This window comes from Venatorbacter sp. C2-1 (assembly GCF_022832715.1).
Classification (GTDB): Bacteria; Pseudomonadota; Gammaproteobacteria; order Pseudomonadales; family Oceanobacteraceae; genus Venatoribacter; species Venatoribacter alkanivorans.
The window spans coordinates 2,601,917-2,626,330 of the sequence record NZ_CP094879.1 but is presented as its reverse complement, the minus strand read 5'-3'; the positions used below and the strand labels follow the sequence as shown (position 1 = coordinate 2,626,330).

The following is a 24,414-nucleotide window of genomic DNA, read 5'->3' as shown; positions in this document are numbered from 1 at the left end:
ATCGCTAACAGCCGGTAGACAATCACTGACCCCGTCAGTGATTGTCTTCTTCGACAGCTTCATAGATGCGGTCGAGAATATCGGGTACGGCTGAGATTACCCGGTTCCAGCTGGGAATAAAGGGCGTTTCCATCGGATTGGCGAGGAAATGCTCACCGGCAGCCATAATATTTTCGGCAAACAGTTCCACGGCTTTTTCTTCGGCATGGCGGTCGAGTGTTAAACCATTCATCCGCGCATCGTTGTAATAGGTTTCAACAAAATCCAGCGCAATGCGGAAGTAGGTGGCTTTAATTGAGCGGAAGGTTTCGGTGGTAAAAATTTCTCCCTGAGTGGCCAGCTTACGGAAAATGGCTTTGCAGATGTCGGTGCTCATTTTCGATAGTCCCCGACTAGCGTCTTCTTCCGACAGAGGCTGGTGTTTATGGTCATACACATCGGCAATATCGACCTGGCAGATGCGATTGGTTGAATAGTTCCGCTTCATTTCTGACAGCACGCCGATTTCCAGCCCCCAGTCGGAGGGAATGCGGATATCGTTCAGCACATCGGTACGCATGGAAAATTCACCCGACAGCGGATAGCGGAAACTGTCGAGATATTCCAGATAATCGAGAGAACCATAGACTTTTTTCAGTGCGCGGATTAACGGCGTTACCAGTAAGCGGCTGACCCGGCCGTTGAGTTTCTGTGCAGCCACGCGGGCATAAAAACCTTTGGCAAATTCATAGTTAAATGCCGGATTGGCCACCGGATAAATCAGACGGGCCAGCATACTGCGCTCGTAAGTCACAATATCGCAATCGTGCAGGGCTACGGCTTCGGCGCGCCCGGAAGCCAGTACGTAGCCATAGCAGTACCAGACATTACGGCCTTTACCCATTTCTTTCGGCGCCAGACCTTCATTTTGCAGCAACTCATCAATTTTGCGCAGGCGCGGGCCATCGTTCCATAAAATGCGGTGATGCTGCGGCAGGCGCGAGAAAAACTCCCGGGCATGGGCATATTCTTTTTCATCGGCGCGATCAAGGCCAATCACGATTTCGTTAAGGTAGGGGACTTTGGCAACGTCGTTAATGATGTTGTCCAGTGCCGGGCCGCTGAGTTCGGAGTAGAGAGAGGGCAGCACCAGCGACATGGGCCTGATACGTGAAAAACTGATGAGTTCTTTTTCTAATTCGTCCAGCGGACGGTCAACCAGATTATGTAGAGTGGTAATAATGCCGTTCTGATAAAAATCAGCCACTATGAGCCTCCTTGAACAGGTCATCTAACAGGGAAAGTAAGGTTTCATTCCAGCCCGCCGGTCCGGCTTTACTGGCAATCCGCAGCTGTGGGTGCTGCAGTTCGAGGGTGTTTTTTATACCGGGAATCACAATGGCATAGTCGGCGGCGCTGAGCATGGCGCGGTCATTTTCGCCATCACCCAGGGCGATAACTTTCACCGGCTGTTGCCATAACGCTTCGTAATGATGACGGCAGAATTCCAGGCCGTGGGCCTTATCGTTAGGCCCCATCACATGATGAAAACGGCCACCACTGAGCAAACGCAAATTGTGGCTGCTCAGAGCCTGGCGAAATTCTGCGAGCTGCTCATCGCTGCCGGTCCATACCAGAGGTTCGGACGCGCTGCGCTGTTTCGCCAGATGAGCGTCTTCTACCGATAAACCGGTTAATGCCGCTACTTCGGTGGCGGTCATATCGTTAAAACCACGGAACTGAAAACCCTGCTGACGCAGACTGTGCAGCACTTTCAGTATGGCCAGATAACTGCTGTGCAGAATCTCGCTGTTGTAGCCATTACCGTTACTTTTCGGAATAAAAATCGCACCGCCGTTTTCGCAGACAAAGGGATCGTGGTTGTCCAGCGTTTCTCTCAGAAGCAGCATTTCGGCAAAGGTTTTACTGCTGTTAAATACGCAGGGAATATTCAGGCTGTGCAGTTTTTTTAAGGCTTTTTCCGCCGCCTGTGCGCTGTAGCTGTGATGGTCGAGTAAACAGCCATCAAGATCGGTGACCACAACCAAAGGCAGTTCCGGCGGAGTCTTGTGCGGATGTGTGGATGTATTCATGGCTTATCCACCTCCGGGGTTTTGCTGTGAATGGCGGCAACCTGATGCTGCGTGTCCAGCTCCAGAACCAGATCGGCATGCTCGGGTAGTTCGCGCAATGCGTTCTCGGTAAGACGCTGATAGTGCTGAATAAAGCGTATCAGCCCGGCCTCGCTGAGGCTGCGGTCGGTGGTTTTGCTCAGACTGATTTTGTTTTGCGACAGAGCTGCTGATTGTTTGCGGTTACTTTCTTCCTGTTCGCGGCGCCACTGGTGTACGGCTTTCATGTCGGGGACTTTCAGCATCAGCAGGCGGTCGATCTGGGCGAACCATTCGGCATAGCTGCCGGCCAGTTGCTGATTGACCCAGCGCCGCCATTGGCCGTCGCTGTCGTCGCTGGCTTCAAGGCCGTTGACCGGCTCCTGCAGGTCTTCTTCTGCAACCGGCAGACAGCCTACACACCAACCTTCAAACAGGATCAGATCGACCGGGCCCGTCACTTTATGCCAATAATTATCCGGCAGGCGGTCATCCTGAATTTTATCGAAGACCGGAATCATTAAACGTTCACCTTCGTTCAGCTTGCGCAGCTGACGGGTCAGTAACATGCCCAGTGCCACATCATGGGTGCCGGGCACGCCACGGGTGGTCAGCAGCGGGTGAATATTCAGTGCCAGCTGGCTGCGTTCGGAGTGCGTCAGGTAGAGATCATCAATGGACAGCACAACGGTGTTCCAGCCCAGAGCTTTGCGGTATACCAGTGCCAGAGCTTTACACAGGGTGGATTTCCCCGATCCCTGACCACCATGAATACCAATAACCGGCACTTCTGTTGGCAGACGACCTTTTTCGCTGGCCAGCCAGGCGGCAAGCGGCGCCCAGACATCCGGCCACTGGCTCAGCCAGGCGGCAGGAAAGTCCTGCAGCTCTGTTTCGCCAGCGCTGCGTAATTGTTCCAGCAGTTGTGGATCGCTGCTGAGTGATTGTGGCCAGAGTGTTGGTTGAAAATTCATATCGATACCTGTTATCTGTCCCGGTTAAATTAATGGTAGAGCAGATACCTGAATGAGACAGAGCAGGCACTGTGCCAGATAAGATTTTTCGCCTGATTTTACTGACCCAGAGCACTGCTTTTATGTGCTCTGGTGAACCTGAACAGAGGTAGAATGGGCTGTATAAGCTCAGAAGTGCACGGCAGGCGGTCTGCACGGGCAGGCGTTGATGCCGGGACGTCGATGGATATCCTGAAATTTATGTTAGTGCCTTATTTTGGTGCATTTTATGCTGGTGTTTTTCATGCGCCCCATGGTGGTGCAATAATGCGGTGGTGCGATAATGCATTGTCTGGCCTGGCAATGCATTGGCGCATTGTTCTGTTCGATTAATTTGGGGAGATTTTCATGCAGCCACGGGTTGCCTATCAGGGCACTGCCGGCGCTTATTCGCATCTGGCTTGTTGTAAGGTGTTCCCACACTGGGAGGCGGTTGCCTGCGATGATTTTTTATCGGCGCTGGAGCTGGTGGCTTCCGGTTTTGCCGACCGGGCGATGATTCCTCTGGAAAACTCAACGGCCGGGCGGGTTGAAGAAATTTACCGGTTGATTCCGAAAACCTCGCTGTTTGTTATTGCCGAGCATTTTGAACCGGTCAATCACTGTTTGCTGGCATTACCGGGGGTAAACCTCAGCGATATTGAGGAGGTGGCTTCCCATCCGCAGGCGTTGGCGCAGTGCCATCAGCGCATTGTTAATCTGGGCATGAAAGCGGTGGCTGCGGTCGATACGGCGATGGAAGCGCGTAACCTGAGTCAGGGTAAAAACCGCAAGCGTGGCGCCATTGCCTCGGCGCTGGCGGCCGAACTGTATGGCCTGAACGTGGTGCACGATAATTTTCAGGATGTGATCGGTAATACCACCCGTTTTCTGGTGTTCAGCCGTGAGCAGGAGCATCAGCAGGCTGAGCCCGGTATGGATTACATCACCAGTATTCTGTTTTCGGTGCGCAATATTCCGGCAGCGCTGTATAAAGCCCTGGGCGGCTTCGCCACTAATGGTGTGAACCTGCTGAAGTTAGAAAGCTATATGGATGGCGGCACCATGGAGGCCAGCCATTTTCATGTTGATATTCAGGGTCACCCGCAGCAGCACAATATGATTCTGGCACTGGAAGAGCTGGAATACTTTGCCCGCGAAGTGCGCATATTAGGCAGTTATCCGGCGCACGATTACCGCGTTTAACGCAGATCGTCAGACATAAACCTTCAGCGGATAATCATCCTGTAATTGCAGCACCAGAGCCTGCAGAGGCTGCAGTTGCAGACGGCCATGGTGGAAATCCAGACTCTCCGCTGAGGTTTCTCTTTCATCCTTATTTTTATTATTCAGCAGGCAGGCGGCCAGCGCCTGTGGGTGCAGGCTGGTGGATTGCGTGCGGTTGGAAAAATTCAGCAGTATCAGCAGCCGTTCCGTACGGCCGGCATTTATACCACTGCGCTCATAGGCGAGGACATCCGCTGACGCCTGCAAAAGGCGCAGTTTTCCCTGATGCAGGGCCGGTGTTTTTTTGCGCAGCCAGATCAGTTTTTTATACCAGCTCAGCAGGCTGTGCGGGTCTTGCTGTTGTTGGGTAACGCTGTGCGCAGGGACAGGTTCGTCCGGCAACCAGCTCTGCCCCTGAGTAAAAGTGTTAAGCGGAGCATCCCACATCATCGGCCGGCGGCAGCCATCACGTCCGGGATGCAGTGGCCAGTAACGGATACCCACCGGGTCCTGCAGGTCGCGGCGCTTAACGTTTTGTTCCGGCATTCCGGTTTCTTCACCGTAATATAAAAACGGCGTACCGCGTAAGGTCAGCAGCAGGGCGGCGAGTATTTCAAGGCGGGCCTGGGTGAGTTTACCTGCACGGTAACGGCTGGCATGACGGCAAAAATCGTGATTACTTAATGTGTAATTAGGCCAGTTTTCACTGCCCAATAATTCCGTCCATTTTCTGATGATGGCGTGAAAGGCACTGGCTTTAAAGGATGCACGCAGAAATTCAAAATTAAAGGCCAGATGCAGCTCGTCATTCTGACCATAATAACTGGCCGGTAAATCACTGTTGCCGGCATCGGCAAGCATCACTTCACCGACCATCATCCGCTCTGGCCAGGCATCGATCCAGTGCCGCATTTCATGCAGCAGACTGTGCATCTCCGGCTGATCACGATCATAGATATGACGCTGACGATCATAAGGCCGTGCCAGTCTGAACCAGTCGGTCGGGTTATTACGCAGTTGCGCATCTTTGTAATACAGATTCACCACATCCTGACGGAAGCCATCGACGCCTTTCGCCAGCCAGAACTCCATAACCTGTTTAACGGCCTGTTTAACCGCAGGATTGCGCCAGTTAAGGTCGGGTTGCTGTGGCAGAAAAGAGTGGTAATACCAGGCCTGACGCTGAGCGTTAAAGCTCCAGCCGCGCCCGCCAAAACAGCCAAGCCAGTTATTGGGCGGCTGTTTACCCTTATGCCAGATATACCAGTCGGCTTTATCAGAATCCGGATCGCAGCTTTGCTGGAACCAGGGATGCTGGTCGGAGGTGTGATTGACCACCAGATCGAGAATTATCCGGATCTGGCGCTGATGCGCCTGCTGCAGTAATTCCTCGAAATCATCCATGCTGCCGAACTGCGGATCGATAGCGCAATAGTTGCTGATGTCGTAACCAAAGTCGCGCATGGGGGATGGAAAAAACGGTGACAGCCAGATGGCATCAATGCCGAGTGATTGTTCAGTGCCATCATTTAAATAATCAAGCCGCTGAATCAGGCCCTGCAGGTCACCGACACCATCGCCATTGCTGTCCTGGAAACTGCGCGGATAGATCTGATAAAACACTCCCTGTTGCCACCAGTTCATAAAGGCCTCTGCTGTCAGTAATAAGGCGATTATGGACGGCGCTTTGTGACAGAGGTATGAAGCCCAGAGTAATTACCACCGCTCTTACAGCCATCAGGTTCCGTCGGGTGGTGGCAGCAGCCAGCGCAGGCATAGCTGGCGCAGCTGTTCCTGACGGATGGGTTTGCTGAGGAAATCATCAAAGCCGCTGTTCAGGGCTTTTTCCTTGTATTCAGGCAGGGCATGGGCGGTGAGAGCAACCACCGGAATGTGCTTATAGTCCGAGGCTTCCTGCTCATGCTCCCGCAGCCGCTGGGTGGCGGTAAATCCATCCATAACCGGCATTTCACAGTCCATTAAAATCATATCCGGATGAGCCTGTTGCTTTTCCTGCCAGGCCTTAATAAGGCTGCTGCCATCGGAAAAAATTTCATATTTAAGACCAAGGTTGCGCAGCATGCCGACAACCACTTTTTGGTTGACCGGATTATCTTCAGCCACCCAGACCAGGCAATCTTTGAATAATTGTGCCGGTACTATGTGTTTATTTCCGTATTGCGTACCGACGCCATTGAGACGGTGCACGATGCTGGACGTTTTTAACGGCCGCACAATCTGTTGCAAAGGATTGAGTGCAGGGCTGTTTTCATCGCATAAATACAACAGGCGCCGGTAATGCTGAGTGTTGCTTTCCTCCGGGGGCTGGTCACTGAATAAAAGATCGGCCGGAGCCTGTTCCGTTACCTGAAAACCAAGCTCGCGCATAAACCGGGTAACCAGTTCCCGCTCTTCTGCCTTAGACAGCTGAATATGTACAGTACCAGTATCAATGACTTCAATATTCACCGGATTATCTGGCTGGCAGTCGGGCAGGGTAAAAATAAATTCTGTGCCCTCGCCGCTGCGGCTGTGAACGTTGATATCGCCACCGAGTAATTCGCTTAACTGTTTGCAGATGCTCAGGCCCAGCCCGGTGCCGCCGTAATTGCGTGAGGTAGAGGCATCGGCCTGGCTGAAATGTTCAAATAAACGCGTTTGATATTCCTTGCTGATACCGATACCGGTGTCTTTGATACTGAGCAGCATTTTCTGCTCACTGAAACGCAGGGTCAGAACAATACTGCCGCTATTGGTAAATTTAACGGCATTACTGAGCAGGTTGTTGACGATCTGGCGCAGACGGGTTGGGTCGGTATGAATGGTCTGATACAGCGGCAGGTGCAGATGGGCAAGCAGAACCAGACCTTTTTCTTTTGCCTGCTGGGAATACAGCGTCAGGCAGTCACTGATCAGTTCATGTAAAGGTACTTCCTGCATCTCCAGCTGCAGTTTGCCGGAATTCATTTTTGACAGATCCAGAATGTCATTAAGAATGGTGAGCAGGGATTCTCCGGACGTACTGATGGTTTCCAGATAGCGTTGCTGTTGCGGGTCGAGGGGAGTTTGCCCCAGTAACTGCACCATCCCCAGTACGCCATTCAGTGGTGTGCGGATTTCGTGGCTCATCATGGCCAGAAATACCGATTTAGCCTGATTTTCCAGTTCGGTCTGTTTACGCTGCAGTTCTGCTTCCTGCATGCGATAGCGCGAGCGCAGGCTTTCTCTCTGTGCTTCCGTCATCTGCTCCAGCGTTAGTTTATGTTGCTGGCGTTCTTCATAAAAACGCAGGGCAATGGCCATGCTGTGAGTACAGACCAATAAAATGGAGCCAATGTGTGAAGAGTATTCAATTAATGGCGTGATGGGCAACAAGCCTTCTTTACTCAGACTGTGCACGATGACCCCCAGCAGCAGGGTCAGCCAGCCGCCGGCATACAATAAACCGGATAAGGTCCGCTGCAGGGCTGCGCTGATACCGACAATCAGACTGAGCAGGCTGATGATAAACGTAGCCGCCATGGTTATTTTTACTGCGGGCTGATAATCAATAAACGGATTAAGGATAAACACCAGCAACGCCAGATATAAACAGCCCTGATTAATCCGGTGCAGGCGTGGATGATTATGTTTTAAGCGCAGAAAACGTCGTGCAAATAACGTAGCAAAGATACAGGCAGCGGCAACAGCCAGAATGGTCAGGCGTTCTTCCAGCCATAAGTTGTCGGGCCACAGATATTCAAAACCATAACCACTCAGTGAAATGTAGAAAAGCAGATAAGCCAGCAGAAAGCAGGTGAAATACAGGATGTACATTTCACGGGTTGTTGCAGCAATAAAAAAATTAAACAGCAGAATGGCTGCAATAAAACCGATATACAGACCGGCGCTCAGATAATCACTGGCCGCTTCCGCTTCCTGTTCGTCCCTTAACCAGAAGGTAACAGGCAGTTGCAGAGAGCCTGCGCTTTGTACCCTGAGATAAATCTCGTACTCACCGGCGTAATTCAGCCGCAGGGGAATATGAAAATTACGGTGTCGCAGGGGGCGCTGGCTGAACGGCAAGCGATCACCAAACTGTTCCTGCTGAATGGTTCGCTGGTCAAACTGCAGATACAGATCAACCCTGTCGAGCAACGGGAATTCAATACTCAACCGCCACTGGTCGCTGGCTTCTGGCAATGTTACACGCAGCCGGAACCAATAAGCGTCTGGCGATAAACCGAAATTCGGAGTGGTATCCGGGTGGCGTCGCCACTTGGGTTTTAAAGCCTTTAATTCGTCCAGAGTAAGAGCTTGCCGGCTATCTTCCCGCCAGTACTCAAGTTCGCGCCCGAGAAGGCGGCCAGAGTCCTGTTCGCTGAGTGTCCAGCTGGCCGGTGTTACGGCAAGGGCAGTCGCCGACTGGCCAAAAAGGCAGAGCAGAAATATCAGGGAGGCAGCAAACCGGATAACCGACAGATAACCGGAATCAGCGGCGGATGCCTTGTTGTTGGCTGCGATAATCACCCGGTGTCAGTCCCATCCATTTTTTGAAAGCGCGGTGGAATGTGCTGGTTTCGGTGTAGCCCAGATACTCGGCAATTTCACGGATACTGGTATCCTGCTGCGCCAGACGCAGGCTGGCTTCCTCCAGCCGGCATTCATCTTTCAGTTTCTGAAAGGAGGTCTGCTCATCATGCAGGCGCCTCCTCAGTGTAGCACTGGATACACCGAGCTGAGTGGCGCTTTCGGCCAGATCCGGAAGGCTGTCGATATCGTAACGGCGGAACAGCTGACGCAGTTTACCCGTCATGCTTTCATGCGGATTCGGCCGGGCGAGGAAATCGGCCGGAGAGTGATTTAAAAAGGCGCGCAGGGAGGCCGCGGTCTGACTGACCGGCAGGCTGAGTACCCGGCTGGGAATCAGCAGATAGGTGCTGTCTTCGTTGAATTTAACCGGTGTGGCAAACAGGTTCTGATACAGCGCAGCATGCACCGGTGGCGGATAACAGCAGCCCACCGATAACAGGGGAATACCCTGGCCAACCAGCCAGCTGCTCAGCCGGTGCCAGATAGCCAGCAGGGATTCGCTGAGAAAGTGATCGGGGTCTGCAGCCGGGTCGTGTTCAATTTGCAGCCGCGATAGCTGCGGACCGCGAATAACACGGATATTGGGGGCACCGTCAAACAATGCGTAAAAGCGCCTGGCACGATGCAGGGCATGTTCCAGCGATGAACAGCTGATGATGGCCTTGCACATCATGGCAAAGGTGCCGGAATGGCTGCGTACTTTCGCCAGCCCCATAAATTCATCATCACTGTGGGCCCACAGGGTTGCCATCAGGCTGGCATAGTCATTGGCATTAATCTGCCCCTCAGGATCGGCCAGAATGGCAGCGTCCAGCCCGGCAGCGGCCCACAATTGTTCGGGGTCCAGACCGAGACCGGCAGCGCCGCGCAGTGGCGCATCAATAAAAGGGCGGGGTATCCAGTGACTCGACATGCCTGTAACTCACAGTATCCGGCCGGAGTGGCCGGATGTGATTTTGTTGTTATTGATCAGGAATGGCAAGGTTTGTTGAGCATATATGTCATGCAGGTTCAGGCTGCCGGCTTAGTGTGCTTTGGGCTGATAGACCGTGGTTTTGTTACGACCACTTTCTTTGGCGTGATACAGCGCTTTGTCGGCGGCCTGCAGCCAGTCCTGAGCACTGGCGAAGCCTTTCTGATAACGGGCAATACCCAGGCTGGCGGTGGCATGGATGCTTTGCTGATCATGCCTGACTTCCATGCGTTCGATCATTTTGCGGATACGCTCGGCAAAGACCACGGCCTCTTCTTCATCGGTATCGACCAGCAGAGCAGCGAATACTTCACCGCCGAAACGGCAGACGTGATCGGTCTGACGCAGTGTCTGACGTATGCCCTCTGATACCGAGCGCAGTACCTCGTCACCGGCCTGGTGACCATAGCGGCCATTAATGGTACGGAAATCGTCCAGATCAAACATGACCAGGGTGCTTGGTAATACCGAACGCTGGCAGCGCAGAAATTCACGCTCTATATCTTTCAGCCAGTAACCGCGACTGGACAGCTCGGTCAGCTGGTCTGTGCGGTTCAGTTCATTCAGGGTCTGATGCGCAGACTGTACGTCTTCGCGGCTCACGGCAATGTCGGTCACGTCATAAATAATCACGCAGATATGATCAACGCTGCGGTTAATCGACTCCAGCGGAATAATGCTGGTGTTCTGATACATCACCGACGCACGGCCGGTAATGGGTCGGTAATTTTTAAAGCGGAATAAATACGGACGTTGCTCCCAGATGGTAAAGGTGCGGGTTTTCAGCTGATAAACCGGCTCCGCTTTTTTCATAAACCAGTCTTTGGGAATTTCGTTAAAAAGCTCGAACAGGTTTTCGCCCTTGGCTTTTTGCGGGCTTATGCCACTGTGGCTTTCCATAAAGCCATTCCACAGCTGGATATTGTACTGGCGGTCGAGTACCACCAGACCGACGTCGATATTCTGCAGAATATCCATCAGCCAGTGGATGTCACCAAATTCAATGTTTGAATCCGTCATACGTTAATCCAGCAGATAATTAATTTTGTTGTTCAGTTTCGCGACCGAGTCTTCGGTAAACAGCAGCAGCAGGTCGCAATCGATATTCACATGTTCGATGGTGTAGTGGATTTCAATCGCCAGGGTTTTGGTCCACTGATGATTGCCACTTTTTAAAATATCGTCGACTTTACAATGCTGGCCAAGCACCACCGGGTGGCCCTGATTAAAGTGAATCTCCAGCTGCTCACCAATACCCTGAATACAGGCACCGATTAACAGTGAGCTGACGTCCATTAATAATTCCAGCTCGCCATAGCGGTCGAGTTCGCCACCATAATTCATCAGTGCGGCCAGATCTGAGAAGCTGGTGTCGTTAAATAACAGCAGTGCTTCACCGGCAATACCTGAACCAATAAATCCCTGGCATACCGCCGACATAGCCGAATCGGTTTCGGCATCCTGAATCGCCATATGCAGATCACTGGATTCAATCAGGTTTACTTTGGGAATCGGCAGCACCACATAGACATCCAGCAGTCGTGCCAAACGGTCGGCGGCCTGGCCCATGGCGACGTTAGTCAACTCCTGATAACAGTCGCGCTGGTCTTCGTTCAGAGATACTGCGGTAGATGTGACGCTCATATCAGGCCCCTGTCAGAATGCCATATTCGGTCAGCACTTCGCGGGCTTTATCGGCATCAATCGGCTTCTTGATAAAAGCCATTGCGCCGAGTTTTTTGACTCTGTCCTGAGCATCGGGCTGAATATCGCCGGATACCACAATCACCATGGCGGGCAGATCTTCTTTGCGGATGGTTTCCAGTACGCCGTAGCCATCCATATTGGGCATGGTCAGGTCGAGAAAAACCACTTCACCTTTTCCTTCGCGGATGGCCTGTACGCCTTCCACGCCATCACCGGCAAAATGAATGTCCACTTCCCATTCTTTGGGGATCGCCCGTGCCATTTGTTTACGGGCAAAACTTGAGTCATCGCAGATCAGAACGTTGGTAGCCATAGCTGTCATCGGCAGAGAAATTGATGACTAAGTAATAGTTGCCCGCTGCTTATTGAGCAACTAATCGGAAGGAATAGAGGGAAGAAACTGCTGTTGCAGCCTGATAGTCAGACGAAGGTATCAGGCTACAGTAAGAACGGCCTCAGCGTTTATCGTAAACCACCACCAGCTGACGGCTGAGTGCCAGCAATACACCATCGGCAGTGTAAATCCGGGCCTCAGTATGGCCATAACCATCGTGAGCCTGGCGGATATCCGCCTCGTACCAGAGCCAGTCGCTGCCGTCCGGTAACTGTGGCAGCTGGCTTAACGGCGTCACCATCTCGATGCTCCAGGTCACGCTGGCACAGGGAGCGGGGCTTTTCAGTTTTTGCAGCAGCGTTGGCGGCCAGGCATCGATCAGGGCGACCAGATGGGCATTGCTCAGCGCGCGTTCGCCATCGTTAAAGCGCATCCAGCCACGGATAACATTGTGTTTGCTGTTGGTGAAGGGCAGGCCGCCTTCCACGTAGGTGAAGTTAATATGCTGGGTAAACTCCGGAGTTATGCCTTTGATAAAGGGCATGGCCTGACCTGATCCCGGCGTGCCACAGCTGACAGGTGGCAGCTTAACCTCGATATCCGATTCCCGCTCACGGCCGAAACAGGCATTAACCAGCGTAGTAACCTGATCCTGCTGCACGGTCTGGCCCTGATAGTGAGCAACGGATTTACCAACGCGGATGCTTTGGCTGCTGAGGGTGAAAGGTTCAGCGGTATTGAGCGGGCCGCAAAAACTGACATTCAGTGAACGCAGCATCTGGCCGTCGTCCAGACCCTGTTCTATGCGGTGCAGGATTAATGCTGCTGACAGGCCGCCAAAGGTGGTGCGGCCCTGACCCCAGCTGGGATGGATTTCCAGCGTATCCTGCTGATTAACCTGCTGCAGGTAATCGTCAAAATTCATAGCATTTCTCTTTAAGGGGCAGATCCCTTTTAAGGGCTGATCCGGGTGTGTGTCGGGGATATTTCTCAGGCGTCAAACCATAGCACAGGGTGCTTGTTTGTCTTATAGAGTGGTGAGAAAAACGTTCAGTTCTTATGTTTGTTGTGAGCAATTCTGTTAACGACACCGGGCGAAGCGATCATTGCCAAAATTCAGCTTTCCGGTATAACGGGCGCCCTTTGCGCCGGTCAGGCCATTTCCTGATAGAATTCACACAGTCGTGCTGTGCCTGTCTGGCTGTCACAATCACCCTCAGCGGAGATCTTATGAGCTTATCGGTTAAAACACGGGCCGAGCGTTTCGTTGCCACCCTGCGTCACTGTCAGGTTTTGGGGCTGACGGTTGAAAGCGCGCAGGACAATGTACTGGTTATGCGCCTGCCATACAGCGAACAGATTGTAGGCAACCCGGTCACCGGCACTGTGCATGGCGGCAGCCTGACCACGCTGATGGATACCGCCTGTGGTACGGCGGTGTTTTCCTCCCTGCCGGGCTTTGAGCTGTGCCCAACGCTGGATCTGCGCATGGATTATATGAAAGCGGCAACACCAAACCGCGATCTGTTTGCCGAAGCACGGGTAACGCGCGTGGCCAGCTCAGTGGTGTTTACCGAGTGCGAAGTGTTTCAGGGCGAGGAACGCGATCTGGTGGCCAAATGTGCTGCCACCTTTATGCGTATCGGCGAAAATATGACCCCACCGGAATTCCGTGCCCGTATCGAGCAGGGCGATGATGTAACGGCTGCAGGAGCTGGACAATGAGTTTTGAAACCGTGCTGCAACAGGCGCAGCAGAGCGGTAATTTCCAGCCGCTGGTGGATGGTATTCCCTATGCCAATTTAATTGGCCTGAAATTTCAGCGTTTTGGTCAGGATGTGCTGTTTCATCTGCCGGCCAACGAAGACAATATCGGCAATCCGATTTTACCGGCCATTCATGGCGGCGTAATCGGCGGCTTTATGGAGCTGGCGGCGTCACTGCATCTGATGATGACCATGGATACCGCCGCCTTACCGAAAATGATCGATTTCTCCCTCGATTATCTGCGTGCCGGGCGTCATCAGGATACCTTTGCTGAATGTCAGGTCTGGCGTCAGGGCTCGCGCGTCGCCAACGTCGCCATTACCGCCTGGCAGACCGAGCGCACCAGTCCGATTGCCACGGCCCGCGCACATTTTCTGCTGGCGCGTTAATGTCCGGCTGTTTCTCTTACGGTGGCATTTCTGACCGCCGTTGATGACTGCCCGGCGTGGATGTTTTGCATAAATAACCCGCCGGGTGTCTTGTCCGCGTAGTCTTCTCTGCCGTACACTCTGTGCCGATTCTGTCGGGGTGCCTCAGGATGTTCAGCGTGCTGAAACATCAAAGAGGTTGAGATCGCAATGTGTTTGCGGATCCCGTTGAACCTGATCTGGTTAGTGCCAGCGTAGGGAACAGAAAAGCGGGTTTTTCGCGGCTGTCGCCGATTTCTTAAACCCCGGTCAGTCACCGTTTACGGTGCGGGTTGTCAGTATTTTGCTGCTGCCTGTGATCATCTTTTTCTTTTCTTCGCTGCCTGCCGTTATTTTTCTTCCGTCGTCTGCGACGGCTAAAAAGGTATTGAGCATGGGCAAAAACAATTCAGCGCATACATCGTTAAGCGAACAGATGCGTGTTGACGAACTCTCTCTGCAGCCATTTCCTGCGTCCAGCAAATTCTATGTGCAGGGCAGTCGTGCCGATTTACAGGTCGCGCTGCGCGAAATTGCGCTGTCCGATACACAGCTGGCTAACGGTAAAACCGAAGCCAATGCGCCGGTGCGGGTATACGATACCTCCGGCCCTTACACCGACCCGGCCGTGAGTATTGATGTGCGCAAGGGGCTGCAACCGCTGCGTCAGAACTGGATTAATGAACGGGCCGATACTGAGGAGCTTACCGGTTTCAGCTCCGAATATGCGCGTATCCGCGATATGAACCTGACGCTGGAAAAACTGCGTTTTGAACTTAAGCGTCGTCCGCGCCGGGCATTAGCGGGCAAAAATGTCACCCAGCTGCATTATGCGCGTCAGGGCATTATTACCCCGGAAATGGAATACGTGGCCATCCGCGAAAATCTGGCATTAAGCCGGGCACAGCTGGATGAGGCACAAAAAAGCCAGCATCCGGGCATGAGTTTCGGCGCGTCGATTCCGGCGGAAATTACCCCGGAATTTGTCCGCTCAGAAATTGCCCGTGGCCGGGCGGTTATTCCCAATAATATTAACCACCCGGAAACCGAGCCGATGATTATCGGCCGTAATTTCCGCACCAAGGTCAATGCCAATATCGGTAATTCGGCGGTGACGTCTTCCATTGAGGAGGAAGTGGAAAAAATGGTCTGGGCCACCCGCTGGGGTGCCGATACCGTGATGGATTTATCCACCGGCGACCATATTCACGAAACCCGCGAATGGATTATCCGTAATTCACCGGTGCCTATTGGTACCGTGCCTTTGTATCAGGCGCTGGAAAAATGCAACGGCGTGGCCGAAGACCTGACCTGGGAATTATTCCGCGATACCTTAATTGAGCAGGCCGAGCAGGGCGTGGATTATTTCACCATTCATGCCGGTGTGCGTCTGGCGCATGTGCCGCTGACCGCCAAACGGGTGACGGGTATTGTCAGCCGTGGTGGTTCGATTATGGCGAAATGGTGTCTGGCGCATCATAAAGAGAGTTTCCTCTATACCCATTTCGAAGACATCTGCGACATTATGAAAGCCTACGATGTCTGCTTCTCCCTCGGCGATGGTCTGCGCCCCGGCTCCATTGCCGATGCCAATGACGAAGCGCAGTTTGCCGAATTAAAAACCCTGGGTGAATTAACAAAAATCGCCTGGAAGCACGATGTGCAGACCTTTATTGAAGGTCCTGGCCATGTGCCAATGCATTTAATTAAAGAAAATATGGAGATGCAGCTCGAGCATTGTGACGAAGCGCCGTTTTATACCTTAGGGCCGCTGACCACCGATATTGCACCGGGCTACGACCATATAACCTCTGGCATCGGCGCGGCATTAATTGGCTGGTATGGCTGTGCCATGCTGTGTTACGTCACGCCGAAAGAGCATCTGGGCCTGCCCAATAAAGAGGATGTTAAACAGGGCTTAATTACCTACAAAATTGCTGCTCATGCGGCTGACTTAGCCAAGGGCCATCCGGGCGCACAGCTGCACGATGATGCGATGTCGAAGGCGCGTTTTGAATTCCGCTGGCAGGATCAGTTCAACCTTGCCCTTGATCCTGATACGGCGCGCAGTTACCACGACGAAACCCTGCCGAAAGAAGGCCATAAGCTGGCGCATTTCTGTTCTATGTGCGGGCCAAAATTCTGCTCGATGAAAATCTCGCAGGAAGTGCGCGATTTTGCTTCGGCCCAGGAGGCGGAAGATGCACAGCAAAGCGAAGGCGTGCTGCAGAGCGAAGAAGCGCAGCAGGGTATGGCTGAAAAAGCCGCAGAATTCCGCGCCAGCGGCAGTGCGCTGTATCAGGAGGCTGAATCATGAGCGAGCAGCGTCGGGTTTGTATTGCCGGCGCGGGCCTGATGGGCAGCTTGCTGGCGTGGCGTCTGGCCCGTCAGGGCTTTCAGGTGGAGGTGTACGAAGCTGCCGCCGAAGATCAGCCCGCCAGTGCGGCGCACACCGCCGCGGCAATGGTCGCGCCTTACAGCGAGCGCTCACTGGCGCATCCGGATGTCTTTGCGCTGGGCCTGCAGTCGTTACAACTGTGGCCGCAGTTATTACCGGAGCTGCACGCCGACAGTGGCATTGCCGTGCATTATGGCCAGAGCGGCAGTCTGGTGGTGGCCCATCCGGCGGATCAGGCCGAGCTTGCGCAGTTTGCTCAGGATCTGCGTCAGGGCGGTTTATGGAATCCCGCCGATGACGGGCGTGAAAACGAAGCCGCCATTCAGCGTCTCAATCAGGCACGGTTGCAGGATCTTGAGCCAGCGCTGAATCCGCAACTGGCCGAAGGTTTCTGGCTGCGCCACGAAGCCTGGGTCGATAACCGTGCGTTATTACCGGCTCTGCATCAGGCCGCCCGCAGCTTTGGCACGCGCTTTTATTTTTCAACAGCGCTGAACGATTTCCCGCCTTACGCCGATATTAAGCTCGATTGTCGCGGACTGGGCGCCAAACCCGCCTTACCACAGCTGCGTGGCGTACGTGGTGAGGTGTTGTGGATTGAAAGCCAGGAGGTGCAGATTTCGCGGCCGATACGGTTGCTGCATCCGCGTTATCACCTCTATCTGGTGCCGAAAGGGCGCCATCGTTATGTGCTGGGTGCTACCGAAATCGAAAGCGAAGACCGCTCGCCGGTCAGTGTGCGCTCCGCGCTGGAAATGCTCAGTGCACTCTATTGCCTGAGTCCGGCGCTTGCCGAAGCGCGGATTCTGAACTTCGACGTCAATTTACGCCCGGCACTGGCCGACCATCGTCCGCAGATCCTTGCTCAGGATGATGGGGTGCTCAGTATTAATGGTCTGTTCCGTCACGGTTATCTGCTGGCGCCGGCGCTGCTGCAGCGCCTGCAACAACAGCATGGCTTAGCTCTTGGACTGGAGCCTGCGCCAACCGGGCAGTCCGCCCCTTCAAAGTCTATCCCCTCACAAGCCATCGCCTTCGGAGGTGAAGCATGCGCCTGATTATTAATGGCGATTCTTGTGATCTGCAGGTCAGCACAGGGCTTAGCCTGCAGCAATTGCTGCAACAGCTTGGCTATCTGCAAATACGGCCGGAGGATGCGGCTGTGAGTGGCAATTTTATTGTTGCCGTGAACCAGCAGATCGTCAGTGCAGCGCTCTATGCGGGTACATACCTTAACGAAGATGACTGCATCGATATTCTCGGTGCCATTACCGGTGGCTGAGCAGGGTTCTGGAGAAGGATATGAATACAGAAAATAATGTTGCACCTGACGCTGGTGCCGACGTGCTGCAGATTGCCGGTGAGACCATCAGCAGCCGTTTGTGGCTGGGCTCCTCCCTGTACCCGTCACCACAGGTGATGGGGGATGCCATTGCCGCGGCAACCCCCGGATTTGTTACCGTATCGCTGCGCCGGCAGAGTGCTGCTCAGGTACAGGAGCAGGTGAGTGAACATGGTCACTGGCATCTGCTGCATCAGCAACTGGCCAGTACCGGGGCAAAACTGCTGCCCAATACCGCCGGTTGTCACAGTGCCCGTGAAGCGATTCTGCTGGCGCAGATGGCGCGCGAGCTGTTTGCCACCGACTGGATCAAGCTCGAAGTTATCGGCGATGACTACAGCCTGCAGCCGCATCCGCTGCAGCTGGTGGAAGCCGCGCGCGAGCTGGTGGCGCAGGGGTTTAAGGTGCTGCCGTACTGCACCGACGATCTGGTGCTGTGTCAGACCCTGCTGGAGTTGGGCTGTGCGGCGGTGATGCCCTGGGGTGCTCCTATTGGCACCGGCAAAGGGCTGATGAATCCGTATCAGCTGAAAACCCTGCGCGAACGTCTGCCACAGGCGGTCTTGGTAGTGGATGCCGGATTGGGCAAACCCTCTCAGGCGATGGCGGCGCTGGAAATGGGCTTTGATGCGGTACTGCTCAACACGGCGGTGGCGCGTGCCCATGATCCGGCGGCGATGGCAGCGGCGTTTAGGCAGGCGGTGGATGGCGGCCGGGCTGCCTATTGCGCTGGCCTGATGTGTGAGCGTGATCAGGCATCGCCTTCCACGCCGACGCTGGGGCTGCCGTTCTGGCATCAGAGCGGAGGTACTGCATGAGCCGTATTTCAGGCCCGGTGAGCCGGGCAAAAATCTGGAGCATTGCCGCCTCCGACTGCAGTGCCGGTGCCGGCAGTCAGGCGGATCTAACCATGGCGCGTGCGCTGGATACCGATTGTGCCACGCTGATCTGTGCCATTACCGCGCAGAACAGTCAGGGCGTGCAGGCCGTTGAGGTGCTGTCGCGGGCGATGCTGGAACAGCAATGGCAGAGTCTGAAAGCCGATGGCTGGCCGCAGGCAATTAAAATCGGCTGGCTGCCACCGGGCAATCTGCTGCTGCCCTGGTTGCTGGAAAAACTGCAGGAATATTCCGGGCCAGTAATCTGGGACCCGGTGCTGTCAGCCTCGCAGGGCGGTTTCCCCCGGGCCAACTGGCCGAAAGACGCATTGCAGGCCCTGCTGCAGCGGGTTTATGTACTGACGCCGAATCTGGCAGAAGCACAGGCGCTGCTGGCGTTATTGCAGCCGCAGGATGATGGCGGCGCTGTACAAAACGATTACGAGCCAAGCGATTACGAGCCAGGCCATTGCGCAGACATCTCCGCCGCACTGCAGGCACTGGGCGTTAATCATCTGCTGATTACCGGCGGCGACAGCGCTCGGGCTGGCAGTGCTGAATCTGACGAATGGATTCAGGATGCGTTCTTTGCGGCTCCCTCGTCGGCATCAGGATCTGCTTTCGGTGATCAGCTGCCGGGCCCGGATTTATTGCGGGCGTTTGTTTTCCGCCACCGGCGCTTACCGCTCAAGGCCCACGGTACCGGCTGTCATCTGGCCAGTGCCATTGCCTGCGGTCTGGCGCAGGGCTATACGCTGTACGATGCCCTGACCGGAGCCGTGGCGGCGGTGCGTCTGGCGATCCGTTCAGCCAGTGAGCGCGCCAATGGTTACCACAATGCCTGGGCGCGGCCGCTGAGTGAATCGGTGGCCGAAGATTGGCCGCAGATCGTTCCTATGCAACAGCGGGCATCGGCTGTGCATTTTCCGCGCTTGCCGCAGCCTCTGGGGCTTTATGGGCTGGTGGATAATCTGCCGCATCTTAAGCGTCTGCTGGCGCTGGGTATCGACAGCCTGCAATGGCGGGTTAAATCGCCGGGGGCAGAGCATAAAGCTCAGACCGCTGAGGCCATTTATTATGCTGCAGAATCCGGAGTACCTTTGTTTGTCAACGATGACTGGGCGCTTGCGCTGGAGCTGGGGGCTTTTGGTGTGCATCTGGGGCAGGAAGATCTGCTCACGGCGGATCTGCAGGCGCTGGCAGAAGCGGGTATCGCACTGGGCATCAGCACCCACAGCGATTGGGAGATTGCCCGTGCGCGCGGGGTGAATCCGTCTTATATCGCCTTTGGCCCGGTGTTTACGCCGCTATCGAAAGTGCTGCGTTACCAGCCTTTGGGCACGGAAACGTTAGCCCTGTGGGTTGAACGTTTTACCGATCATCGGCTGACCTGTATCGGCGGGATTACAACGGCCAACATTGCTCAGGTCGTGGCCAGTGGCATTGATTCGGTCGCTATTGTAACTGAGCTTACCGACGATGAAGCGCTGCCGCAGCGGCTGGCCGATTTGCGTAAGTGTATTCCTGCGCTTGAAAAGCGTTGCGATGTCCCCATTTAAACAACACTGTTTTTTATGGCGCGTTGTAAAGGAGACGAACATGACCGCAGCCAGCAAAGAAACCTTGGGTTTTAAAACCGAAGTTAAACAACTGCTGCATCTGATGATTCACTCTTTGTATTCCAACAAAGAGATTTTTCTGCGTGAGTTGATTTCCAACGCTTCAGACGCCTGCGACAAGCTGCGTTTTGAAGCCCTGCAGAACGATGCTCTGTTTGAAGGTAATGCAGATCTGGGCGTACATATCGATTTTGACAGCGAAGCCCGTACCCTGACCATTGAAGACAATGGTATCGGTATGAACCGTGAAGAGGTGATTAATCACCTCGGCACCATCGCTAAATCCGGTACGGCCGAATTCCTCAGCAAACTGAGCGGCGATCAGAAAAAAGATTCGCAACTGATTGGCCAGTTTGGTGTTGGCTTTTATTCGGCCTTTATTGTCGCCGATAAAGTCACGGTTGAAACCCGTCGTGCCGGTGATGATGCGTCTGAAGGCGTGTGCTGGGAATCGGCCGGTGAGGGTGAATTTACCCTGGAAAGCATCGACAAAGCGGAACGCGGCACCCGCATTACCCTGCACCTGAAAGAAGACGATGCAGAATTTGCCGACAGCTTCCGCCTGCGTTCACTGATTAAAAAATATTCAGATCATATCGCGGTGCCTGTGTATCTGCCGCAGGAAGTCAGTGAAGATGACGCTGACGGCGAGAAAAAACAGATTCCGGAAGCGGTTAACCAGGCCAAGGCGCTGTGGACCCGCAGTAAGTCCGATCTGAGCGACGACGAATATAAAGAGTTTTACAAGCACGTTTCCCACGACTGGAACGACCCGCTGCTGTGGTTGCACAACCGTGTGGAAGGCAAACTGGATTACACCAGTCTGCTGTATATTCCGGCCAAGGCGCCGTTCGATATCTGGAACCGCGAAGTGACTCGTGGTCTGAAACTGTACGTGCAGCGTGTCTTTATTATGGATGACGCTGAGCAGTTCCTGCCGCTGTACCTGCGCTTTGTGAAAGGTGTGCTGGATTCCAACGACCTGTCGCTGAACGTTTCCCGCGAAATTTTGCAGAAAGACAAACAGGTCGACAGCCTGCGCAGCGCGCTGGTTAAACGGGTACTCGATTCACTGGAAAAACTGGCGAAAAATGAGCCGGAAAAATACCAGAGCTTCTGGGATGAATTCGGTGATGTGCTGAAAGAAGGCCCGGCAGAAGATTTCGCTAACCGTGAAAAAATTGCCAAGCTGTTCCGCTTTGCCACCACCAAGAGTGACAGTGCCGTACAGAATGTCGGTCTGGAAGACTACATTGCGCGCATGCGTGAAGGTCAGAAAAAGATTTACTACATCACCGGCGACAACTATGCCGCGGTGTCCAGCAGCCCGCATCTGGAATATTTCCGTACTAAGGGTGTTGAAGTGCTGCTGCTCACAGACCGTGTTGACGAGTGGATGGTTGGCCACCTGACCGATTTCGACGGCAAGGTCTTCCAGGATGTAACCAAAGGCGAACTGGATCTGGATGAACTGGCGGATGCTGCGGAAAAAGAGCAGCAAAAAGCGCTGGAAGAAACCCATAAAGATCTGGTTGAGCGCGTGCAGAAAGCGCTCGAAGGTGAAGTGAAAACCGTCCGTGTCAGCTCGCGTCTGACTGATTCTCCGGCTTGTCTGGTGGTTGGCCAGTACGATATGGGTGGTCATATGCGCCGGCTGATGGAAGCAGCGGGGCAGGCGGTTCCGGAGCCTGAAACGGCCCTGGAAATTAATCCGTCGCATCCGCTGATCGAACGTCTCGACAGTGAGCAGGATGAAAGCCGCTTTGCCGAGTTAGCGCAGGTGATTCATGCCCAGGCACAACTGGCGGAAGGCAGCCAGTTAAAGCAGCCGGCGGAATATGTCGCGCGCCTGAACAAACTGTTGCTCGATTTAATGCGTTAATTACAGCGTTTACTGGTCTAAGGGCCTGTTGATATTAATCAAACAGGCCTTGCTTGCGGCGGCCGTGGTTTAACCACTGCCGCCGCACTGCTATTATGCCGGCAAATAAAAATCAGCTGCTGTCTGTTGCTCTCTTTGTGGGAGAACAGTGACGGGTTATCCGCGCAGCAGCCGGTACTGTGATCTGATTATTGGGGAATACTATGAAAATGTTGCGTATGACCGCTCAGGGAATTCTGACGGCCGGTGCACTGGTTTTACCGACTCTGGTACAGGCAGGTGGTTCACTGGATATCAGTCTGGCCGATGATGTCGCCCGTGTTGCTTACGATGCCACCCAGATGGGTTCCGGGCTGCACATTAATCTGGCTGCGCTGCATCATGAAGATGACGGTGATATGGTTTCTGCGGGATTGCACGTAGTGGATGTGCGCCCATCAACCAGTCACCTGTATATCGGTGTGGGTGCAAAAGTGATTGCCTTTACCACCGATGATTTTGATGGCGCGGCTATGGGTGTTGGTGGCTTTTTCCGCTACAGCTTCCCGGCAGCTCCGGATGTTGGTCTGGCGGGTTATGCCTATTACGCGCCGCCGGTTGTATCATTCGGTGATGCTGAAAACATGATCAACAGCGATATCCGTCTGCAGTTCAGTCTGCTGCCTACGGCACGAATCTATGGCGGCTATCGTTACAACAGCATCCGTATTGAAGATATTAATGACCGTTACAAGCTGGGCGATGGTGCTCACTTCGGTCTGACCATCGACTTTTAATCTCAATTTTCCGCCGGAGCAGGCTATGTCGCAGTGGATTGGCTTCACCAATCAGAAACTCTATCAGTGCCGGTTGTTGCTGGAACAGCTGGCTGCTCAGCAGTCGGCTGCTCCAGCCTTGAAGCAGGCGCTGGAAGAGAGTGCGCTGTATCAGCTGCGCGATGCCTGGCTGTCTTACCTGGCTGAACTGGGTGATATGGTTGCCTATCGTCAGCCTGTCCGCTCTCTGGAATCACTGCTGCAGAATGCGCCGCTGACCACCGGCGAAATGCGCGAGCTGCAGCATCTGGCTGAGAATGGATTTTCCTGGCTGGCACAGATGCTGGCAGCGGCAGATGCTCAGGGACGTCCGTCCGGAATGAATCAGCCTGCAGCGGCCGTACAGACGGTTGAGGCTCAGGGCCGGATTGCGTTGGTTGCCACCCCGCACTCACCGGTTGCCGGTTGGCTGCAGGATCTGACCCGCCTGATTGAAGATCAGCGCGCCAATCGTCAGGAAAGCTGACTCCTCGATGAGCATATTTATGCAGAACCGTTTACTTTTTATTACTAACGGTTCTGTGTGTCGTTCAAGCTATTGAAAACATCCTGTGATACACTCCCGCGCCCAGTTTTGAGAGGCGGTTATGGCGCGCTTTTTTGAAATCGTAGAACTTTCCAATGGTGATATCGCCCTGCGTCGTGCCGACGATCAGGACAGCGATGCACTGGTGTGTATTCATTTTTCCGAAGATGCCAAGGCCAGCCTGCAGGCGCATCATATGGATGTTGCGCGGGTAATGCTGGAAGCCGGTGTACGTAAAGTCGGCGAGCTTTCAGGTATGGAAGTTGAGCGCGAAGACTTCGACACCCCTGAGTATCAGCAACGACTGCACTGAGCTGTACCGGGCTGTATTGAATTGCCTACAGTCTGTACGTGTGAAGCTGTGCTTAAAGCATAAAAAAGCCCTGATAAGATCAGGGCTTTTTTGTGTTCGTCGTTTTCTGCGCTTCAGGGACGGCGCTGAATCAGCACCACATGGCTGCCGCTCTGGTCGGCCTGCTGGCGGATGATCTGCCGTTCGTGGTTGCTCAGCTCGCCTTGCCATTCAACAATCATATGGCTGTTGCCGGCGGCGAGAACTTTGCTGCACAGGGCCAGCTGGGTGTCATTACACAGGTCGAGATGAATCACCGGCGAATGCTGCAGGCCCATGCTTTCCAGCCAGCTTTTATTCATCGGACGGTGTGGACTCAGCCACATCAGCCAGCGCTTATGCGCATTGCACTGTGCCAGCATCGGCAGCAAATGCATGGGCTGAATCGCACCGCCTTCACTGACGATGACTTCGGTCAGACTGCCGCGCAGCGCACTGGCGCTGACTCTGGTCATTCTGCCTGGTTGCTGGCTGCTGAGAGATAAGCCGGCTTCTTCCATTCCGAGTAATAACTGACGCATAACAATCACCCC

At 54.0% G+C, this 24,414-nt stretch carries 24 protein-coding genes and 1 riboswitch; of the genes, 13 read left to right on the top strand and 11 right to left on the bottom strand.

Going from position 1 to position 24,414, the window contains the following annotated elements; translation table 11 throughout:
• Positions 1 to 34 precede the first annotated feature (34 nt).
• Genes MT343_RS11660 through MT343_RS11650 form a run of 3 tightly spaced genes read right to left on the bottom strand, consistent with a single transcriptional unit; the run spans position 35 to position 3,064 of the window.
• Positions 35 to 1,246, bottom strand: coding sequence for a glycosyl transferase (locus MT343_RS11660; RefSeq protein ID WP_145470393.1), 1,212 nt, complete (start codon positions 1,244 to 1,246; stop codon positions 35 to 37).
• Positions 1,239 to 2,072 carry an HAD-IIB family hydrolase gene (locus MT343_RS11655; protein ID WP_145470395.1) on the bottom strand — a complete coding sequence of 278 codons (834 nt, stop codon included), beginning with the start codon at positions 2,070 to 2,072 and terminating at the stop codon, positions 1,239 to 1,241. Before MT343_RS11655 ends, MT343_RS11660 begins: the two co-directional genes overlap by 8 nt.
• Complete coding sequence (locus tag MT343_RS11650) at positions 2,069 to 3,064, bottom strand: hypothetical protein (protein WP_222428602.1); 996 nt, start codon at positions 3,062 to 3,064, stop codon at positions 2,069 to 2,071. The genes MT343_RS11655 and MT343_RS11650 overlap by 4 nt, the downstream gene beginning before the upstream one ends.
• Positions 3,065 to 3,286: 222 nt before the next feature.
• On the opposite strand from MT343_RS11650, the gene MT343_RS11645 reads away from it, so the two are divergent.
• Positions 3,287 to 3,436 carry a hypothetical protein gene (locus MT343_RS11645; protein ID WP_186436010.1) on the top strand — a complete coding sequence of 50 codons (150 nt, stop codon included), beginning with the start codon at positions 3,287 to 3,289 and terminating at the stop codon, positions 3,434 to 3,436.
• Positions 3,437 to 3,451: 15 nt separating this feature from the next.
• Complete coding sequence (locus MT343_RS11640) at positions 3,452 to 4,288, top strand: prephenate dehydratase (RefSeq protein ID WP_145470397.1); 837 nt, start codon at positions 3,452 to 3,454, stop codon at positions 4,286 to 4,288.
• Positions 4,289 to 4,297: 9 nt separating this feature from the next.
• On the opposite strand, the gene MT343_RS11635 is transcribed toward MT343_RS11640, so the two are convergent.
• The 7 genes from MT343_RS11635 to MT343_RS11605 all read right to left on the bottom strand — a co-directional run bounded on the left by MT343_RS11635 (position 4,298) and on the right by MT343_RS11605 (position 12,820).
• Positions 4,298 to 5,953 (bottom strand): alpha-amylase family glycosyl hydrolase, encoded by a 1,656-nt coding sequence (locus tag MT343_RS11635; protein WP_145470399.1) that lies wholly within the window; start codon positions 5,951 to 5,953, stop codon positions 4,298 to 4,300.
• Positions 5,954 to 6,046: 93 nt separating this feature from the next.
• Positions 6,047 to 8,818, bottom strand: a complete 2,772-nt coding sequence (locus MT343_RS11630) for a hybrid sensor histidine kinase/response regulator (protein ID WP_145470401.1) — start codon at positions 8,816 to 8,818, stop codon at positions 6,047 to 6,049.
• The gene (locus MT343_RS11625) at positions 8,781 to 9,794 is read right to left on the bottom strand and encodes an AraC family transcriptional regulator (protein ID WP_145470403.1); all 1,014 of its coding nucleotides are present in this window, start codon (positions 9,792 to 9,794) and stop codon (positions 8,781 to 8,783) included. The genes MT343_RS11630 and MT343_RS11625 overlap by 38 nt, the downstream gene beginning before the upstream one ends.
• 111 nt (positions 9,795 to 9,905) lie before the next feature.
• Entirely contained in the window at positions 9,906 to 10,874 is a 969-nt protein-coding gene (locus MT343_RS11620; RefSeq protein WP_145470405.1) for a GGDEF domain-containing protein, read from the bottom strand.
• 3 nt (positions 10,875 to 10,877) lie between these two features.
• Complete coding sequence (locus MT343_RS11615; RefSeq protein ID WP_186436011.1) at positions 10,878 to 11,498, bottom strand: histidine kinase; 621 nt, start codon at positions 11,496 to 11,498, stop codon at positions 10,878 to 10,880.
• Position 11,499: 1 nt separating this feature from the next.
• The gene (locus tag MT343_RS11610) at positions 11,500 to 11,874 is read right to left on the bottom strand and encodes a response regulator (protein ID WP_186436012.1); all 375 of its coding nucleotides are present in this window, start codon (positions 11,872 to 11,874) and stop codon (positions 11,500 to 11,502) included.
• A 142-nt stretch (positions 11,875 to 12,016) separates the two neighbouring features.
• The gene (locus MT343_RS11605; protein WP_145470408.1) at positions 12,017 to 12,820 is read right to left on the bottom strand and encodes an acyl-CoA thioesterase; all 804 of its coding nucleotides are present in this window, start codon (positions 12,818 to 12,820) and stop codon (positions 12,017 to 12,019) included.
• Between the two features lie 305 nt (positions 12,821 to 13,125).
• Between MT343_RS11605 and MT343_RS11600 the strand changes: the two genes are divergently transcribed.
• The 11 genes from MT343_RS11600 to MT343_RS11550 all read left to right on the top strand — a co-directional run bounded on the left by MT343_RS11600 (position 13,126) and on the right by MT343_RS11550 (position 23,842).
• A complete protein-coding gene (locus MT343_RS11600) occupies positions 13,126 to 13,620 on the top strand; it encodes a PaaI family thioesterase (protein ID WP_145470410.1) in 495 nt (164 codons plus the stop codon).
• Positions 13,617 to 14,051 carry a PaaI family thioesterase gene (locus MT343_RS11595; protein WP_145470412.1) on the top strand — a complete coding sequence of 145 codons (435 nt, stop codon included), beginning with the start codon at positions 13,617 to 13,619 and terminating at the stop codon, positions 14,049 to 14,051. The genes MT343_RS11600 and MT343_RS11595 overlap by 4 nt, the downstream gene beginning before the upstream one ends.
• Before the next feature lie 125 nt (positions 14,052 to 14,176).
• Positions 14,177 to 14,308, top strand: a riboswitch (TPP riboswitch).
• Positions 14,309 to 14,463: 155 nt separating this feature from the next.
• Positions 14,464 to 16,386, top strand: coding sequence for a phosphomethylpyrimidine synthase ThiC (gene thiC / locus MT343_RS11590; protein ID WP_304650347.1), 1,923 nt, complete (start codon positions 14,464 to 14,466; stop codon positions 16,384 to 16,386).
• Positions 16,383 to 17,525 carry an FAD-dependent oxidoreductase gene (locus MT343_RS11585; protein ID WP_145470413.1) on the top strand — a complete coding sequence of 381 codons (1,143 nt, stop codon included), beginning with the start codon at positions 16,383 to 16,385 and terminating at the stop codon, positions 17,523 to 17,525. The genes thiC and MT343_RS11585 overlap by 4 nt, the downstream gene beginning before the upstream one ends.
• Positions 17,516 to 17,749: a sulfur carrier protein ThiS gene (thiS, locus tag MT343_RS11580; protein WP_145470415.1), complete on the top strand. Its 234-nt coding sequence runs from the start codon at positions 17,516 to 17,518 to the stop codon at positions 17,747 to 17,749. The genes MT343_RS11585 and thiS overlap by 10 nt, the downstream gene beginning before the upstream one ends.
• A gap of 20 nt (positions 17,750 to 17,769) precedes the next feature.
• Positions 17,770 to 18,627 (top strand): thiazole synthase, encoded by an 858-nt coding sequence (locus tag MT343_RS11575; RefSeq protein WP_145470417.1) that lies wholly within the window; start codon positions 17,770 to 17,772, stop codon positions 18,625 to 18,627.
• Positions 18,624 to 20,246 (top strand): bifunctional hydroxymethylpyrimidine kinase/phosphomethylpyrimidine kinase, encoded by a 1,623-nt coding sequence (locus MT343_RS11570; protein ID WP_145470419.1) that lies wholly within the window; start codon positions 18,624 to 18,626, stop codon positions 20,244 to 20,246. Before MT343_RS11575 ends, MT343_RS11570 begins: the two co-directional genes overlap by 4 nt.
• A gap of 40 nt (positions 20,247 to 20,286) precedes the next feature.
• The gene (gene htpG / locus MT343_RS11565; protein WP_145470421.1) at positions 20,287 to 22,188 is read left to right on the top strand and encodes a molecular chaperone HtpG; all 1,902 of its coding nucleotides are present in this window, start codon (positions 20,287 to 20,289) and stop codon (positions 22,186 to 22,188) included.
• 203 nt (positions 22,189 to 22,391) lie between these two features.
• Positions 22,392 to 22,964, top strand: coding sequence for a YfaZ family outer membrane protein (locus tag MT343_RS11560; protein WP_145470423.1), 573 nt, complete (start codon positions 22,392 to 22,394; stop codon positions 22,962 to 22,964).
• 25 nt (positions 22,965 to 22,989) lie between these two features.
• Positions 22,990 to 23,469 carry a DUF6586 family protein gene (locus MT343_RS11555; protein ID WP_145470425.1) on the top strand — a complete coding sequence of 160 codons (480 nt, stop codon included), beginning with the start codon at positions 22,990 to 22,992 and terminating at the stop codon, positions 23,467 to 23,469.
• 121 nt (positions 23,470 to 23,590) lie between these two features.
• Positions 23,591 to 23,842 carry a hypothetical protein gene (locus MT343_RS11550; protein ID WP_145470427.1) on the top strand — a complete coding sequence of 84 codons (252 nt, stop codon included), beginning with the start codon at positions 23,591 to 23,593 and terminating at the stop codon, positions 23,840 to 23,842.
• A 113-nt stretch (positions 23,843 to 23,955) separates the two neighbouring features.
• On the opposite strand, the gene MT343_RS11545 is transcribed toward MT343_RS11550, so the two are convergent.
• A complete protein-coding gene (locus MT343_RS11545; RefSeq protein ID WP_145470429.1) occupies positions 23,956 to 24,402 on the bottom strand; it encodes a cell division inhibitor SulA in 447 nt (148 codons plus the stop codon).
• Positions 24,403 to 24,414: the final 12 nt, after the last annotated feature.